At 60.8% G+C, this 15,427-nt stretch carries 20 protein-coding genes; all 20 read left to right on the forward strand.

Annotated features, from left to right (window positions below):
• A partial coding sequence (locus J7G73_RS08670; RefSeq protein WP_291245966.1) for a DUF4125 family protein occupies window positions 1–602 on the forward strand: 602 nt, incomplete at its 5' end.
• Window positions 603–641: 39 nt separating this feature from the next.
• Window positions 642–1,472, forward strand: a complete 831-nt coding sequence (locus J7G73_RS08675) for a MerR family DNA-binding transcriptional regulator (protein WP_087295173.1) — start codon at window positions 642–644, stop codon at window positions 1,470–1,472.
• A gap of 339 nt (window positions 1,473–1,811) precedes the next feature.
• Window positions 1,812–2,102: an ethanolamine utilization microcompartment protein EutM gene (eutM, locus tag J7G73_RS08680; RefSeq protein WP_087295171.1), complete on the forward strand. Its 291-nt coding sequence runs from the start codon at window positions 1,812–1,814 to the stop codon at window positions 2,100–2,102.
• An 18-nt stretch (window positions 2,103–2,120) separates the two neighbouring features.
• Window positions 2,121–3,128: a DMT family transporter gene (locus tag J7G73_RS08685; RefSeq protein WP_087295169.1), complete on the forward strand. Its 1,008-nt coding sequence runs from the start codon at window positions 2,121–2,123 to the stop codon at window positions 3,126–3,128.
• Window position 3,129: 1 nt separating this feature from the next.
• A complete protein-coding gene (locus J7G73_RS08690) occupies window positions 3,130–3,414 on the forward strand; it encodes a hypothetical protein (RefSeq protein ID WP_087181266.1) in 285 nt (94 codons plus the stop codon).
• Window positions 3,415–3,431: 17 nt separating this feature from the next.
• Window positions 3,432–3,728, forward strand: coding sequence for a BMC domain-containing protein (locus J7G73_RS08695; RefSeq protein ID WP_058965106.1), 297 nt, complete (start codon window positions 3,432–3,434; stop codon window positions 3,726–3,728).
• A 33-nt stretch (window positions 3,729–3,761) separates the two neighbouring features.
• On the forward strand, window positions 3,762–4,073 hold the full coding sequence (locus tag J7G73_RS08700; RefSeq protein ID WP_058965105.1) for a BMC domain-containing protein: 312 nt from the start codon (window positions 3,762–3,764) through the stop codon (window positions 4,071–4,073).
• A 27-nt stretch (window positions 4,074–4,100) separates the two neighbouring features.
• A complete protein-coding gene (locus tag J7G73_RS08705) occupies window positions 4,101–5,480 on the forward strand; it encodes an aldehyde dehydrogenase family protein (protein WP_291245967.1) in 1,380 nt (459 codons plus the stop codon).
• A gap of 27 nt (window positions 5,481–5,507) precedes the next feature.
• Window positions 5,508–8,063, forward strand: coding sequence for a choline trimethylamine-lyase (gene cutC / locus J7G73_RS08710; protein WP_087295164.1), 2,556 nt, complete (start codon window positions 5,508–5,510; stop codon window positions 8,061–8,063).
• A gap of 84 nt (window positions 8,064–8,147) precedes the next feature.
• Complete coding sequence (gene cutD / locus J7G73_RS08715; RefSeq protein WP_291245968.1) at window positions 8,148–9,077, forward strand: choline TMA-lyase-activating enzyme; 930 nt, start codon at window positions 8,148–8,150, stop codon at window positions 9,075–9,077.
• A gap of 12 nt (window positions 9,078–9,089) precedes the next feature.
• Entirely contained in the window at window positions 9,090–9,440 is a 351-nt protein-coding gene (locus J7G73_RS08720; protein ID WP_058965101.1) for a BMC domain-containing protein, read from the forward strand.
• Window positions 9,437–9,910 carry a EutP/PduV family microcompartment system protein gene (locus J7G73_RS08725; RefSeq protein WP_087295160.1) on the forward strand — a complete coding sequence of 158 codons (474 nt, stop codon included), beginning with the start codon at window positions 9,437–9,439 and terminating at the stop codon, window positions 9,908–9,910. Before J7G73_RS08720 ends, J7G73_RS08725 begins: the two co-directional genes overlap by 4 nt.
• A gap of 38 nt (window positions 9,911–9,948) precedes the next feature.
• On the forward strand, window positions 9,949–11,091 hold the full coding sequence (locus tag J7G73_RS08730) for an iron-containing alcohol dehydrogenase (protein ID WP_291245969.1): 1,143 nt from the start codon (window positions 9,949–9,951) through the stop codon (window positions 11,089–11,091).
• Entirely contained in the window at window positions 11,088–11,723 is a 636-nt protein-coding gene (locus J7G73_RS08735; protein ID WP_291245970.1) for a hypothetical protein, read from the forward strand. Before J7G73_RS08730 ends, J7G73_RS08735 begins: the two co-directional genes overlap by 4 nt.
• Window positions 11,708–12,550, forward strand: coding sequence for an ethanolamine utilization protein EutJ (gene eutJ / locus J7G73_RS08740; RefSeq protein WP_058965097.1), 843 nt, complete (start codon window positions 11,708–11,710; stop codon window positions 12,548–12,550). The genes J7G73_RS08735 and eutJ overlap by 16 nt, the downstream gene beginning before the upstream one ends.
• 5 nt (window positions 12,551–12,555) lie before the next feature.
• Complete coding sequence (locus tag J7G73_RS08745; RefSeq protein WP_087295154.1) at window positions 12,556–12,861, forward strand: BMC domain-containing protein; 306 nt, start codon at window positions 12,556–12,558, stop codon at window positions 12,859–12,861.
• Complete coding sequence (locus tag J7G73_RS08750; protein WP_058965095.1) at window positions 12,855–13,121, forward strand: EutN/CcmL family microcompartment protein; 267 nt, start codon at window positions 12,855–12,857, stop codon at window positions 13,119–13,121. Before J7G73_RS08745 ends, J7G73_RS08750 begins: the two co-directional genes overlap by 7 nt.
• 32 nt (window positions 13,122–13,153) lie before the next feature.
• Window positions 13,154–13,786 carry a cupin domain-containing protein gene (locus J7G73_RS08755; RefSeq protein WP_291245971.1) on the forward strand — a complete coding sequence of 211 codons (633 nt, stop codon included), beginning with the start codon at window positions 13,154–13,156 and terminating at the stop codon, window positions 13,784–13,786.
• Window positions 13,787–13,798: 12 nt separating this feature from the next.
• Complete coding sequence (locus J7G73_RS08760) at window positions 13,799–14,449, forward strand: BMC domain-containing protein (RefSeq protein WP_291245972.1); 651 nt, start codon at window positions 13,799–13,801, stop codon at window positions 14,447–14,449.
• A gap of 36 nt (window positions 14,450–14,485) precedes the next feature.
• On the forward strand, window positions 14,486–15,427 hold a 942-nt coding region (locus J7G73_RS08765), incomplete at its 3' end, for an aldehyde dehydrogenase family protein (RefSeq protein ID WP_291245973.1).

A 15,427-nucleotide genomic window follows, 5' to 3' on the forward strand; every position in this document is an offset into this window, starting at 1 on the left:
AGGAAGAATGGCGGCAGTTTCAGCAGGTGCAAAACGAAGGCGGGCGTGCTTCCTGTCAGGATGACCGCAGCACCTTTGTGCTCATGCGCACCAGCCAGTTTACGCCCTGGAATGAAGAGGTGCTGGCCAGCTACCAACAGGACTTGAACCGGGCAGGGGACCAGGGCTGGAACCTGCTCACGGAAAAATATGCCCGCATGATGGAGCACACTGCGCCGCAGCAGTATGCCCGATTGGCGGACCGGCTGCCCAAACGGGGACCAGAGCGGCTGCAGCTGCAGGAGCTGTTGATTTCCATTATGATGCAGTGGACCCGTGAGGTGGAGCAGCGCTGCCCCCATCTGATGGGCCGGGGCCGGAATCTCTCCTCTGTGCAGGATGGGCCCTGGAATGTTTCCAGCGAGACCTATCTGCGGGGGGAACTGGGCACCTATTCCGATGAGACGCTGGGACTCTACGCCCAAATGGTGCTGGACCTTCTGGCGCAGGGGGAAAACCTGGTGGAACAGAATATGACCTGCATGGCCCGGGGGTATGGCTACCGGAGCCTGAAGGATGCCGAAAACGCCTGCGCTGCCCAGTCGCACACAGGCAGACCCTGAGCATAATGCTCCCGTCCGAACAAGAAAGGAGACGGACATATGGCGAAAGAACAGTTGTACACCATTGGCGAAGTGAGCAAGCTTTGCAACGTTTCCGCAAAGGCCCTGCGTTTTTACGATAAAATTGGAATGATCTCTCCGGATAAGATCAGCGAAAGCGGCTACCGTTACTACAGCCTGGACACGATTCTGTCCATCCCCATTGTGAAGTACTATAAGCAGATGGGCTTCCGGCTGGAAGAGATGCAGGGCCTGGTGAACGGCGAAAACTACTATGTTGTGGAGGGCAGCTTCCACAACAAAATCAACGAACTGTGGGAGCAGGAACACGCCATTCACAACAGCTACATTGCGGTGAAGGAATGGTATGAGCTGATCCAGGAGGCCAAAGCAGTGCGCCTGAACAAGGCCCAGGAGGTGGGCATGCGCTATGTGGCTGCCGAGGATATGTGCTGTTTGGACCAGGATTTTGAATACCATTACATGGATTCCATCATCAACATTCCATGGGTCAACTATCTGGACTCGGTGAAAAACGAGATTTCCGGCCCGGTGATTCTGGAATTTGACTCCTGGAAGGACAAGATGGAGGGTCATGCCACCCGGGCACGGATCATGCAAAAACCCATCCATCGCTGTGCCTGCGGTACCAACGAGATCCGATTTGGCGGATTTATGGCGGCCACACTGTATCACGTGGGCCCGCTGGAGCGCATTGAGGAAAGCTACACAAAGCTGGTGGAATGGGCCAAAGCCAAAGGCGTCAAGCTGGGGCAGCGGGTTTTTGAGCGGTATGTGGTGGATTACTGGACCACCCGCAACCGGGAGGAATTCGTCACCGAGCTGATCATTCCTCTGGAAGAAGGCTGATCCCGGGAGCATGCGCCGGACAAAAAGAAAAGGATAACCTTTCCCTAAGGGGGAAAACTGAGCGGACCGTTTTTCGGCCCGCTTTTTTTGTTGCAAAAAGGCAATCGCGCAGGTTGCACGAAAGGGAAAAGATGGTTTGTGATAAATTGCACAAAGCTCCATGACAAAATACCCAAAAATGAGCGGTTAAATATTTACTCAATTCCCCCTTGACCTTCCACCAATGGGCAAGCGGTATACTGAATTCACAGAAAGGCTGCGGCCGGTCCTAAAAAACTATGCAGATTGCCCCGCGGACGGCCGAAGCCAAATACCACGAAAGCAAAAGGAGATCCAAACATGAAGTACGACGCACTGGGTATGATCGAGACCAAAGGTCTCATCGCATCGATTGAAGCAGCCGACGCCATGGTAAAGGCGGCTAACGTTACCCTGATCGGCAAGGAGCGAGTAGGCGGCGGCCTGATCACTGTTCTGGTCCGCGGTGATGTGGGCGCGGTAAAAGCCGCCACCGACGCGGGCGCCACAGCTGCCCAGCGGGTAGGTGAGCTGGTATCCGTGCATGTGATCCCCCGCCCCCATGGTGAGGTCGAGACCATTCTGCCCACCTCGGGAAAGGCCAGCGAATGATCAAAGGAGAGAACCACTATGAACCATAGCGCCAACACGGCAAGAGCATCCCTGGCAGATGCGAAAATGAAACAGGTGAACAAAAAGTTCCGGATCACCGGCCTGACCACCGGCGCGCTGTCCGGCCTGACCTACGGCATCTACACCACTCTGGTGCTGGTAGCTGGTTACTATGAACCTCTGGTCAGCGCAGTGGGCATCCTGGCAGCACCCTATGTCTGCTCCGGTCTGAACGACCTCTTCGCCGGAATCTGGCTCACCATCTACAATGCCAAGAAGGGCCGTCTGGCTGAGATCGGCCGCACCATCAACACCTTCCCCGGCAAGATGATGGTTCTGGGCGCGCTGCTGGGCGGTCCCATTGCCAACGGTGCCTATCTGGTAGGTCTGGCGCTGGCCGGTGCCTACGCCATTCCCATCTCCGCCACCTGCGGCCTGTTCGGTGCCCTGTTCGCCTGGATCTTCCTGAAGCAGCGGCCCACCAAGCGCGTGGTCGCCGGCATGATCATCTGCGTGAGCGGCGCGATCATCATCAACTGGGTCAAGCCGGAAGGCAGCCCCAACTTCACTCTGGGCATCATCTGCGCGCTGATCGCGGCCATTTGCTGGGGCCTGGAAGGCATGCTCTCCAGCTACGGCGGTGCCATGATCGACACCGACGTTGCCACCAACATCCGCGAGCTGTTCTCCGGCCTTGTTGACCTGATCATCATAGTGCCTCTGGTTGGCGGCCTGGGTCTGCTGGGCGGCACCCTGAGCGCCGGTATGCCGGTTCTGTGGCTGGCCATCGCTGGCCTGAGCGCGGGCGCTTCCTTCCTGCTGTGGTACAAATCCAACGCCACCGTGGGCTGCGCCATCGGCATGAGCCTGAATGTGACTTATGCGTTCTGGGGCGTTCTGTTCTGCATCCTGTTCCTGAACCAGCCCGTCACTCTGACCATTGTTGTGGGTTCTGTTGTGATCATCTTCGGTGCAATCCTGGTGACCATGAACCCGCTGGACTTTTTCAAGAAAGGGGAGGCGTAACATGCTGTTGCCTGCACGAATGGCGGTGCTCAACTACCTGAGCAGCGTGGAAAACGCGGACGTGAACGAGATCATGGAGGCCATGCGCCCCCTTTACGGCAAGGAGCGCCAGTTCACCAAGGACGCTTATCTGGACCATGTGATGTCGCTGGAAGCGAACGGGCTGTGCAGCCTGATCCGCTATGAGCTGGACGATAAGGACGAGCTTTCGCTTCGATTCGCCATCAATGATGATGGCCGTTCCGCAGTGGAAAAATATGTTCCCGCAAAATACCGCAACAAGTAAAACAGGAGGAACCCTGCATGAGATATTACGGTGAAGAAGCATTGGGCCTGGTGGAGACCCTGGGCCTGGTTCCCGCTCTGGAAGCTGCCGACAAGATGCTGAAGGCGGCGGATGTGGAGCTGATCTCTTACGAGAACGTGGGCTCCACCCTGGTGACCATCATGGTCAAGGGCGATGTGGCTGCGGTTCGTTCTGCGGTGGAGGCCGGCGCTGAGGCGGCTGCCGCCATCGGCAAGCTGACCGCGAAGAACGTGATGCCCCGGCCCATCAAGGCAGTGGGCGCGATCGTGTCGGCTCACGACATCGACGCCTGACCGACCATCAACGATTGCACGAGAGGAACGACTATGGAAAGATACGAAGCCATTGGATTGATCGAGACCTTCGGCCTGGTCTTCGCCCTGGAGGCGGCAGATGCCATGTGCAAGGCCGCGGATGTGGACCTGATCGGCTATGAGAATGTGGCCTCCGGCTACATCTCCGTGGTGGTACAGGGCGATGTGGGTGCCTGCCGCACCGCGGTGGACGCGGGCGTGAAGGCAGTAAAGGCCATGGATGCCGACGTTTACAGCTCGGTGGTCATCCCCCGTCCCCACCCGGATCTGAGCAAGATCGTGGCCCGCTACAGCCTGCCCGATGACCTGCTGCCGCAGGAATAAATCGAAAAGGTACGAAGGAGCAGTGAAATGAGATCCATCGACAAAGATCTGAAAGCGGTCCAGGAAGCACGCGTCCTGATGGAGGAGGCGGCACAGGCGAAAAAAACACTGGCTCTTTTTGAACAACACCAGCTGGACCGGATCACAGAACAGATGCTGCGGGGCATCCGGCCCCGCCTGGAAGCCCTTGTACGGCAGTCGGTGCAGGAGACGGGCCGCGGCTGTGAGGCCGACGAGCTGCGTTTGTGCCGGATGCTGGCAGAGGGCATGGAGAACAGCCTCGCTGGTATGAAGTGCGTGGGCGTTCTGGAGCAGGACGAGGAAAACGGTCTGTTGGAGATCGGCGTGCCCATGGGCGTGATCGCGGCGGCGGTGCCGTCCATCAGCCCGGTGGCCGCGGTGCTCTGCGCAGCGGTGGCGGCGGTCAAGGCCGGGAACGCGGTGGTGTTCGCCCCGCATCCCGCAGCGGCCGGTGTCACGGCCCAGACTGCAGCCGTTCTGGCCCAGAGCGCAGAGGAGGCAGGCCTGCCCAAAGGGGCACTGGCCTGTGCGGAGACCGCCGCCCGGGAGGGCGCGCTGGCCATGTTCCGCCACCCGCACGCGGCACTGATCCTGAATATGGGACGGTGCAGCTTGCTGGAGGAGGCCGCAGCCACCGGCAAACCGGTGCTGTACGGCGGCATCGCCCCCGGCCCCGCCTTCATCGAGAAGACCGCCGACCTGGAAAAGGCGGCGGCGGACATCGTGGCCAGCCGAAGCTTCAACAACGGCATGGGCCCGGGCGGAGAACAGTATGTGGTGGCGGACCGGCAGATTGCCGCGGAGACCACAGCGCAGCTGAAACGCCAGGGCGCCTACTTTATGACCGCAGAGGAGCAGAAGCAGCTCACGAATCTGCTGGGGCTGCATCCCCATTGCGCTGCCGGAGCCGACACCGCCTACATTGGCAAGTCGGCCTGCTGGCTGGCGGCAAAGGCGGGCTTCACGGTGCCGGAGGACACTCGGGTGCTGGTTTCACAGCAGGCCTACATCACCGATTACAACCCCTACGCCAATGGGCTGCTCTGCCCGGTGGTGGCCTTCTACATTGAAGAGGACTGGACCCACGCCTGCGAAAAGTGCATCGAGCTTCTGGTGAACGGCAGCAAGGGCAACACCCTCGCCATTCACTCCCGCGACCCGGAGGTGATCCGGCAGTTCGCACTGAAAAAGCCGGTGGGCCGGGTGCTCATCAACACCCCGGCCGTGATGGGCGCAGCGGGCGTTACCACCCGGCTGTTCCCCACGGTGATCCTGGGCAGCGTGAGCGCGGGCCAGGGCATCACGGCGGATAATATTTCCCCCATGAATCTGATTTATCGCCGAAAGGCAGCGTTCGGAATGCGCGGCTTTTCCTCGAACCAGTAACTCCACAAGAAAGAGAGGACACTGATTTTGGATATTCGAGAATTTTCCAACAAGCTTGCAGAAGCTGCAAAGAATATGACGCCGGAGGAAAAGGCGTCCCTGATGAAGATGTTTGAGTCCGTTTCCCAGGAGATCACCCGGGAAGAGGCTCCCGCCGAGAGCTGCGGCTGTGCGGCGGAATACCCCGCTGAGGGCACCGGCATTCCCGACGGCATGACCCGCCGCCTGAAGCTGCTGAAGGAGAACTACCTGAAGCAGAAGCCCTCCATCACCACCTACCGGGCCCGCGCCATCACCAAGATCGCGGCCGAAAACCCCGGCATGCCCAAGATCGAGCTGCGCGCCAAGTGCTTCCGCTACTGCTGCGAGACCGCTCCTCTGGTCATTCAGGACAACGAGCTGATCGTTGGCGCTCCCTGCGGCGCCCCCCGCGCCGGTGCCTTCTCCCCGGATATCGCCTGGCGTTGGATGGTGGACGAGATCGACACCATCGGCACCCGTCCTCAGGACCCCTTCTACATTTCCGAAGAGGACAAGCGCATCATGCGCGAAGAGCTGTTCCCCTTCTGGAAGGGCAAATCCGTGGACGAGTACTGTGAAGACCAGTACCGTGAGGCCGGTGTATGGGAGATGTCCGGCGAGTCCTTCGTGTCCGACTGCTCCTACCACGCCCTGAACGGCGGCGGCGACTCCAACCCCGGCTACGACGTGATCCTGATGAAGAAGGGCATGCTGGACATCCAGAACGAGGCCAAGGAGCACCTGAGCCAGCTGCACTACGAGAACCCCGACGACATCGAGAAGATCTACTTCTACAAGTCCATCATCGACACCACCGAGGGCGTCATGATCTACGCCCGCAGAATGTCTGAGTACGCCCGCGAGCTGGCCGAGAAGGAGACCGATCCCAAGCGCAAAGCGGAGCTGTACAAGATTTCTGAAGTGAACGCCCGCGTTCCCGCCCACAAGCCCGAGACCTTCTGGGAAGCCATCCAGGCCGTGTGGACCATCGAGTCCCTGCTGGTGGTGGAGGAGAACCAGACCGGTATGTCCATCGGCCGCGTGGACCAGTACATGTACCCCTTCTACAAGGCAGACATCGAGTCCGGCCGCATGAACGACTTCGAGGCCTTCGAGCTGGCCGGCTGCATGCTGATCAAGATGTCCGAGATGATGTGGATCACCAGCGAGGGCGGCTCCAAGTTCTTCGCCGGCTACCAGCCCTTCGTGAACATGTGCGTGGGCGGTGTGACCCGTGAGGGCCGCGACGCCACCAACGATCTGACCTACCTGCTGATGGACGCCGTTCGCCATGTGAAGATCTACCAGCCTTCTCTGGCCTGCCGTATCCACAACAAGTCTCCCCGCAAGTACCTGAAAAAGATCGTGGACGTGGTTCGTTCCGGCATGGGCTTCCCCGCCTGCCACTTCGACGACACCCACATCAAGATGATGCTGGCCAAGGGCGTTTCCATCGAGGATGCCCGTGACTACTGCCTGATGGGCTGCGTGGAGCCCCAGAAGGCCGGCCGCCTGTATCAGTGGACCTCCACTGCATACACCCAGTGGCCCATCTGCATCGAGCTGGTGCTCAACCACGGCGTGCCCCTGTGGTACGGCAAGCAGGTCTGCCCCGACATGGGCGATCTGAGCCGCTTCAAGACCTACGAGGAGTTCGAGGCCGCCGTCAAGGAAGAGATCAAGTACATCACCAAGTGGACCAGCGTGGCCACCGTCATCTCCCAGCGCGTACACCGCGAGCTGGCTCCGAAGCCCCTCATGTCCATCATGTACGAGGGCTGCATGGAGAAGGGCAAGGACGTATCCTCCGGCGGCGCCATGTACAACTTCGGCCCCGGTGTGGTATGGTCCGGTCTGGCTACCTACGCCGACTCCATGGCCGCCATCAAGAAGCTGGTCTTTGACGAGAAGAAGTACACTCTGGAGCAGCTGAACGAGGCTCTGAAGGCGGACTTCCAGGGCTACGAGCAGATCCGCACCGACTGCCTGAACGCTCCCAAGTACGGCAACGATGACGACTACGCCGATGACATTGCCGCCGATCTGGTGAACTTCACCGAGCACGAGCACAGAAAGTACAAGACCCTGTACTCCATCCTGAGCCACGGCACCCTGTCCATCTCCAACAACACTCCCTTCGGTCAGATGACCGGCGCGTCTGCCAACGGCCGTCACGCCTGGATGCCTCTGTCCGACGGCATCAGCCCCAGCCAGGGCGCGGACTTCAAGGGCCCCACCGCCATCATCAAGTCGGTGTCCAAGATGTCCAACGACAGCATGAACATCGGCATGGTTCACAACTTCAAGATCATGGCCGGTCTGCTGGATACCCCGGAAGGCGAGGAGAGCCTGATTACTCTGCTGCGTACCGCCTGCATGTTCGGCAACGGCGAGATGCAGTTCAACTATCTGGACAACGAGACTCTGATCGAGGCCCAGAAGCATCCCGAACAGTACCGCGACCTGATCGTTCGCGTGGCCGGCTACAGCGCCTTCTTCGTGGAGCTGTGCAAGGACGTGCAGGACGAGATCATCAGCCGCACCATGCTGAACCATTTCTAATTCATTTAAAACAGGGCCGGGGCCCGCTGGGCCCCGGCTAGTACAACGGATCAAACCGGACCGTGGTTAGGAGAACGAAGCCAAATGGAACGAAAAGCTCTGATCTTCAATGTGCAGAAATACAATATGTACGATGGCCCCGGCATCCGGACGATCGTCTTTTTCAAGGGCTGCCCGCTGCGCTGCAAGTGGTGCGCAAACCCCGAGGGCCTGGAACGCAAGGTGCAGGTCATGTTCAAGAAAAATTCCTGCGTGGATTGCGGCCTCTGTGTGCAGGCCTGCCCGGTGGGCATCCACACCATCTCGAAAGAGACGGGCAAGCATGAAGTCCGGAGGGATATCGACTGCACCGGCTGCCGCAAGTGCATCCAGGTCTGCCCCCAGGCAGCGCTGGAGATCACCGGCCAGGTGAAGACGGTGTCCGAGCTGCTGGAGATCGTGCAGGAGGACGCAGCGTTTTACAGCATGTCCGGCGGCGGCGTGACGCTGGGCGGCGGCGAATGCACCGCCCAGACCGAGGCCGCCCGGGATTTGCTGATGGAATGCAAGGCCGAGGGCATCAACACCGCCATCGAGACCTGCGGTCACATCAAAACCGACAAGCTGCTGCAGATTGCCGAATATGTGGACCTGTTCCTGTTCGACATCAAGCACATGGACCCTAAACGGCACAACGAGCTCACCGGCATCGGCAACGAGCAGATTCTGCAGAACCTGAAAGAACTGCTCAAGCGCCGCTACAACGTGAAGGTTCGCATGCCCATGCTGAAGGGCATCAACGACAGCAAGGAAGAGATCGATCAGGTGATCCAGTTCCTGCTGCCCTTCCGGGACGACCCCAACTTCAAGGGTGTGGACCTGCTGCCCTACCACAAAATGGGCGTGGGCAAATACGCCCAGCTGGACAAGCCCTATCCCATCGAGGGCGACCCCAGCCTGAGCAAGGAGGATCTGGACCGGATTGAGGGCTGGATGAAGGAATGGAACTTCCCGGTCACCGTGGTCCGGCACTGAGGAGGCGAAACCATGAACGAAACGCCCATCCCGGCCAGCCGGGTGATCGAGGAATCGGTTCCCGGCAAGCAGGTGACCATCGCCCATGTGATCGCATCCCCTGTGCCGGAAATCTATGAATGTCTGGGCATTGAGGGCAAGGGAGCCATCGGCATCCTGACCCTGTCGCCCTTCGAGACCGCTATGATCGCCGCCGACATCGCCGCGAAAGCGTCGGATGTGGAGATCGGTTTTCTGGACCGGTTCACCGGTTCGGTGGTAATCACCGGCGACGTGGAAAGCGTGGACACGGCGCTGGCCGCTGTGACCGACACGCTGGAGCGTGTGCTGGGCTTTGCCGCTGCGAAGGTGACCCGGACGTGAGAAGAAAACGGATCATGCTCATCGGGCCGCAGAAAAGCGGCAAGACCACACTGGCCGCCCTGCTGGAAGGCAGGGAGATGGCAATACGCCGGGTGCCCAACATGGTGTATCGGGAGAAAACGCTGGATACACCGGGCGCTTATCTGGAAAGCCCCTGGATGCACAAGCACCTCATCGCCGCCGCGCAGGACGCCTGCTGTGTGGTGATGGCGGCGGATGCAGCCGGAAAAAAGCGGGCCTACCCGCCCGCCTTTGCAAAGGCCTTCCGGGTGCCGGTGATCGGCGTGGTGACTCGCTGTGATCTGCCCGATGCAAACCCGGAAAGCGCACGGCGGCAGCTGCTGGAAGCGGGCGTGAAGGAGCCGGTGCTGCTCCTGAGCATCCGCGAGGCGGAAAGCGTGCAGGCGTTTTTGCAAACCCTCGCGCCTCACATGCCGCCAAGCAATGAAACCCAACGCCCCGAAGAATGAACCGGGGCAAACACAACAAGGAAAGGAGGGGAAAGAGGATGGCACATTTTCTCATGAGTACCCGCATTCACATGGGCCAGTCCTCGCTGGAGGAGATCAAGGGCCTTGGCATGAAGCGGGCCTACATCATCTGCGACCCCTTTATGAAAAAATGCGGCCGGGCAGAGGAGCTTGCCTCGATTCTGCACGAAGCGGGCACCGAGACCGAGATCTTCTCGGATGTGGTGCCGGACCCGTCCATTGAGGTGGTCACTGCCGCCATTCAGGGCATGAAGAAGTTCGGGCCCGACGGCATCGTGGCACTGGGCGGCGGTTCGGCCATCGATACCGCCAAGGCTGCCGGTCAGCTGTATGGAGCCATGAACGGCGGCGCACGGCCCATGCTGGCCGCAGTGCCCACCACCAGCGGCACCGGCAGCGAGGTGACCTCCTTCGCGGTCATCTCGGATACCCAGGCCCAGGTGAAATATGCGCTGCGGGATCAGGCCATGGTGCCGGACGCAGCCTTCCTGGACCCGGCGCTCACCGCATCGGTGCCCCCGGCCATCACCGCCGACACCGGTATGGACGTGCTCACCCACGCGCTGGAAGCCTATGTGTCCACCAAGGCGGATGACTTCACCGACGCCTGCGCTGAAAAGGCGATCCGGCTGGTGTGGCAGTATCTGGAACGGGCCGTGGCCGACGGATCGGACATGGAAGCCCGGGAACACATGCACAACGCCTCCTGTCTGGCAGGCATCGCCTTCAGCAACGCATCGCTGGGCGTCTGCCACAGCATGGCCCACGCGCTGGGCGCGGCGTTCCACATCCCCCACGGCAGAAGCAACGCATTGCTGCTGCCCCATGTGGTCGCCTACAACGCGGCGCTGGATTACAAAGATGAAAGCCGGGCGCTGCTGCGGTACGCTCAGATCGCCCAGATGCTGGGCATCGGCGGCGCGACTCCCAAAGCGGCGGTGCACAACCTGATCCGGCAGATCCGGAACCTGATGAAGCGGATCAACGAGCCCTTCTATGTGACCGATTGCCGGGTGGAAAAGGAAGCGTTTCTGGAGCAGGTGCCGGTCATGGCCCAGAAGGCCATGCAGGACGGCTGCACCGAGACCAATCCCCGGGTACCGGAACCCTGTGAACTGGAAGGCCTTTACAGGGAACTCTGTAAAGGGGGTTCGGTATGAAATTCATCACCGAGCAGGACCTGCGCAGCCGCTACCGTGCGGAACCCTTTACCAGCTACACACCGAAACCGGGAACCCGCCTTACCCCCGGAGCCCGGCAGTTTCTGACCGACCGGGGCATCCGGCTGGAGGCGGACGGCCCCAAAAAGCCGGCCGCTCCCACCATGGAACAGCCCGCCGCCCAAAACGCAGAAAACAGCGATGCGCCCAAAGCGGACTGGCAGCTGGACCTGAAAGAATTACAGGCGGAATTTTTGCAGGCGGGCCTGGACCTGATGGACCGGGACGTGCTTGCAGCGGGCCAGGTCTTTGATCTGGAACGCAGGCTGGCCCGGCTGGCCGGACAAGAACCGGTCGAGCAGGCCGAGTGGCTGGCGCTCTGCCCCCGGTGCACCGGCATCGGCCCGGAAAACTGCGACCAGTGGATGGAGGACTGCTTTGAGGTCACCGGCTTCCACGCCCAGACACCCGGCGGAAAAACGCTGGTCAGACTGCATCTGCTTCGCTGCGGCCTGCGCCGTCTGGAAGCTCGCCTGCCAGAGGAAAAGAAGCTGCCGGCCCATTGTATTATTAACCGATTGTCTCAGATGATCTGCCATTCATTTGGAGGAACCGTATGCCAGAAGAAGTAACATTTGCAGAATGCGACCGCCTGGTCAAAGAATTTGAACAGGTGATCAAAAAGCCGGTGAAAACGCCCTCTTCCGTTTACTATACCGGCGTGGATCTGGGAACTGCCTGCGTGGTGCTGGCGGTTCTGGATGAAAACCGCCGGCCGGTGGCAGGCGCATACCGGTATGCAGATGTTGTTCGGGACGGCATGGTGGTGGACTACATCGGAGCCATCCGGCTGGTGCGGGAGATGAAGGAGGAGCTGGAGGAAAAGCTGGGCACCGAGCTCATCTACGCCGCAGCCGCCATCCCTCCCGGTACCGACAGTCTGGACGGCGGCGCCATCAAGAACGTGGTGCAGGGCGCGGGCTTTGAAATCACCGCCCTGCTGGACGAGCCCACCGCCGCAAACCAGGTGCTGAAGATCAAAAACGGCGCCGTGGTGGACATTGGCGGCGGCACCACCGGCATCTCCATCCTGAAGGATGGCAAGGTGATCCGGGTGGACGATGAGGCCACCGGCGGCACCCACTTTTCGCTGGTGCTGGCGGGCGCCTACAAGATGGAATTCGGCGACGCGGAAAAGTACAAGCGTCAGCCGGAGCACCACAGCGAGATCCTGCCGGTACTGAAGCCGGTGATCGAGAAGGTGGCGGCCATCATCAGCCGTCAGGTGGAAGGCTACGACGTTCAGGGCCTGTATCTGGTGGGCGGCACCTGCTGCCTCACCGGCATCGAGTCCATCATCGAAAAGAAAACCGGCATTCCCACCTATAAGCCCCGCAACCCCATGTTCGTCACCCCGCTGGGAATCGCCATGAGCTGCACCGATCAGGAAATGGAGTGAGCACCATGGAGTGTCGAATCATCAAATCCCCCAGCCCGGGCACGCTGGAGATCCTCTCCCGCCGCAAGGGCTCGGGGCAGGGGACCAAGCTGGAGCAGGTGGATGCCATCGGCCTGGTACAGGGGCGGCTGATCGAGATGGTCTGCGCCGCCGACGTGGCCGAAAAGGCGGTGGGCGTGACCGTGGAGGACATCCGCGGCAGCTGCCCGCAGAATATGATCTTACTTGCAATCTTCGGCGACACCGCTTCGGTGGAAGCGGCGCTGGAGGAAATCAAACGAAGAGAAAAGGAGGGGCAGATGGAATGGTAACCGCAAGACTCACCGGAAACATCTGGGCCACCCGCAAGGCGGATGGCCTGAACGGCTACAAGCTCCTCCTTGCTCAGGTAATCGGCGGCACACGGGCCGGGGAGCGGATGGTAGTCATCGACACCATCGGCGCCGGAATTGGCGACCGGGTGATCGTGGCCACCGGTTCCTCCGCCCGGCGGATGCTGGGCGACGACGAGATCCCCGCCGACGCGGCGGTGGTCGGAATTATCGACGAGGACTGCGACTTTGAAGAATGACCGAAAGCGCGGTCAAGAGAGGACGTGAAACTATGAAGCAGCTGATTTGCGCGGCGGATGTGGAAGCGCTGAAGCAGGCGGGCAAGACCGTTTGCGTGGTAACGCCGGGGGCCATCGTGACCCCCTCGGCCCGAGATGCCGCTGAGGCACTGGGCGTCACATTCGCGGACAAGGAACCTGAATGCGCCCCGGCTCCGGCCTGCTGCGGCCCCGAGCTGGACAGCGAAAAGATCTATCAGGTGCTGAAGGTGCTCATGGAAAAGGGCATGCTGGAAGGCCTTTTGAACACAAAGCCCTTCCAGGAGCAGCGCCATTCCAACGGCCTGAAGGTCGTTCGCGGCAACACCGTGAAGATGGATGTGTTCGATACCGGCAACCCGGGTGCCACCGCCTATTTCCAGGAGCTGGTGAACAAGGACGAGTCCCACATCAGCGCGGGTTTCCTGGTGATCGAGAACTCCAGCTTTGACTGGGAGCTCACCTACGAGGAGATCGACTATGTGATCGAGGGCACCCTCACGGTGACCATCGACGGCACCACCTACACCGCCCATGCGGGCGACGTGTTGTTCGTTCCCTCCGGCTCCAAGGTAACCTGGGGCTCGCCGGACAAGGCCCGGGTGTTCTACGCCACCTACCCGGCGAACTGGGCGGACCTTCTGTAAGGAGGGTCGCGCATGCAGGCACTGGGAATGATTGAAACCAGAGGGCTGCTGGCCTCCATTGAAGCGGCGGACGCCATGCTCAAGGCGGCGGATGTGACCCTTCTGGACCGTACCAAGGTGGGCGGCGGACTGGTGACCATCTCGGTCACCGGCGACGTGGCGGCGGTCAAGGCCGCCGTGGACGCGGGCGCTGCCGCTGCCGAACGGCTGGGCGACGGGCTTCTGGTCACACAGCATGTGATCGCCCGCCCCCAGCAGGACGTGGAGCTGCTCTTCCGCCCGCCGGAGGAAAAGGCAGCGAAACCGGAAGAGATTCCGGAGGAGCAACCGTCTGATGAGGGCGGCGAGGAACCCCAGCCGCAGGAGCCTGAGCAGACTCAGGAGCCGGAGCAGGAACCGGAGCAGCCCGAACAGCCCGCACAAAAGCAGGCGGTGGGTCAGATCAGCCGGGAATGGTGCGATGCACTGTTCCGGGAGGAGGGAATCACCCGCCTGATGGAGCTGCTGGGCAGCTGCTCGGTGGTAAAGCTCCGCTATCTGGCAAGGAGCTATCCGGAATTTGAAATTGCAGGCAGAGCGATCTCCAAGGCAAACCGCTCCCGCCTGCTCAAGGAATTTGAACGCTGGTATGACCGGCAGGCCGCGGAACAAACGGCGCAATAAAACGACTGGGCAAAGAACCAGGGAAAGGATAAAACAATGGAACAGTTTGATCTGGATCTGCGCTCCATCCAGGAGGCCAGAGATCTGGCCCGTCAGGGTGCCGCTGCCGCAAAGCAGATGGCCGGCTACACCAGCGAGCAGATCGACCGGATTCTGAAGAGCATGGTGGAGGCCGCGCGGGAGCACGCAGCCTGCCTGGGCAAGATGGCAGTGGAGGAGACCGGCTTCGGCAAAGCGCTGGACAAGGCCTACAAAAACCACGCCGCCTCGGTACTGCTGTACGAGGACATCAAGGACATGAAGACCGTGGGCATCATCTCCGAGGACCCGGAAAAGAAGATTCTGGAGGTAGCCGCTCCGGCTGGTCTGATCATGGGCATCGTGCCTTCCACCAACCCAACCTCCACCGTGATCTACAAGTCCATGATCGCCATCAAGGCGGGCAACGCCATCGTGTTCTCGCCCCATCCCTCGGCTGCAAAATGCACTCTGAAGGCCGCCGAGGTCATGCGCGAAGCCGCCATCAAGGCAGGCGCGCCGGAAGGTGTTATCGGCTGTGTGTCCATGCCCACCATGGCAGCCACCAATGAGCTGATGCACTGCAAGGAGGTTGCACTCATCATCGCCACTGGTGGCCCCGGCATGGTAAAGGCCGCTTACAGCGCAGGCAAGCCCGCCATCGGCGTGGGCGCGGGCAACTCTCCCGCCTACATCGAGCGCTCGGCGGATGTGAAGGCCGCTGTGGAAGCCATCATGGCCAGCAAAACCTTCGACAACGGCACCATCTGTGCCTCCGAGCAGTCCATCATCTGTGAGACCTGCAACCGTCAGCAGGTGGTGGATGAGCTGAAGCGCCAGGGCGCTTATTTCATGACCCGCGAGGAGACCGAAAAGGTCTGCCGCCTGCTGTTCAAGAACGGCCACGCCATGAACGCCAAGTTCGTGGGCCGTACCCCGGACGTGATCGCACAGGCCGCG

Source organism: Allofournierella sp. (assembly GCF_017889395.1).
Lineage (GTDB): Bacteria > Bacillota > Clostridia > Oscillospirales > Ruminococcaceae > Allofournierella.

Bases quoted from the DNA above. Each gene is read 5' to 3' on its own strand.
- J7G73_RS08730 (WP_291245969.1), top strand. From the start codon at position 9,949: ATGGCACATTTTCTCATGAGTACCCGCATTCACATGGGCCAGTCCTCG.
- J7G73_RS08695 (WP_058965106.1), top strand. From the start codon at position 3,432: ATGAGATATTACGGTGAAGAAGCATTGGGCCTGGTGGAGACCCTGGGC.
- J7G73_RS08690 (WP_087181266.1), top strand. From the start codon at position 3,130: ATGCTGTTGCCTGCACGAATGGCGGTGCTCAACTACCTGAGCAGCGTG.
- J7G73_RS08705 (WP_291245967.1), top strand. From the start codon at position 4,101: ATGAGATCCATCGACAAAGATCTGAAAGCGGTCCAGGAAGCACGCGTC.
- J7G73_RS08755 (WP_291245971.1), top strand. From the start codon at position 13,154: ATGAAGCAGCTGATTTGCGCGGCGGATGTGGAAGCGCTGAAGCAGGCG.
- J7G73_RS08735 (WP_291245970.1), top strand. From the start codon at position 11,088: ATGAAATTCATCACCGAGCAGGACCTGCGCAGCCGCTACCGTGCGGAA.
- eutJ (WP_058965097.1), top strand. From the start codon at position 11,708: ATGCCAGAAGAAGTAACATTTGCAGAATGCGACCGCCTGGTCAAAGAA.
- J7G73_RS08760 (WP_291245972.1), top strand. From the start codon at position 13,799: ATGCAGGCACTGGGAATGATTGAAACCAGAGGGCTGCTGGCCTCCATT.
- J7G73_RS08720 (WP_058965101.1), top strand. From the start codon at position 9,090: ATGAACGAAACGCCCATCCCGGCCAGCCGGGTGATCGAGGAATCGGTT.
- eutM (WP_087295171.1), top strand. From the start codon at position 1,812: ATGAAGTACGACGCACTGGGTATGATCGAGACCAAAGGTCTCATCGCA.
- J7G73_RS08750 (WP_058965095.1), top strand. From the start codon at position 12,855: ATGGTAACCGCAAGACTCACCGGAAACATCTGGGCCACCCGCAAGGCG.
- J7G73_RS08685 (WP_087295169.1), top strand. From the start codon at position 2,121: ATGAACCATAGCGCCAACACGGCAAGAGCATCCCTGGCAGATGCGAAA.
- J7G73_RS08700 (WP_058965105.1), top strand. From the start codon at position 3,762: ATGGAAAGATACGAAGCCATTGGATTGATCGAGACCTTCGGCCTGGTC.
- cutD (WP_291245968.1), top strand. From the start codon at position 8,148: ATGGAACGAAAAGCTCTGATCTTCAATGTGCAGAAATACAATATGTAC.
- J7G73_RS08745 (WP_087295154.1), top strand. From the start codon at position 12,556: ATGGAGTGTCGAATCATCAAATCCCCCAGCCCGGGCACGCTGGAGATC.
- J7G73_RS08675 (WP_087295173.1), top strand. From the start codon at position 642: ATGGCGAAAGAACAGTTGTACACCATTGGCGAAGTGAGCAAGCTTTGC.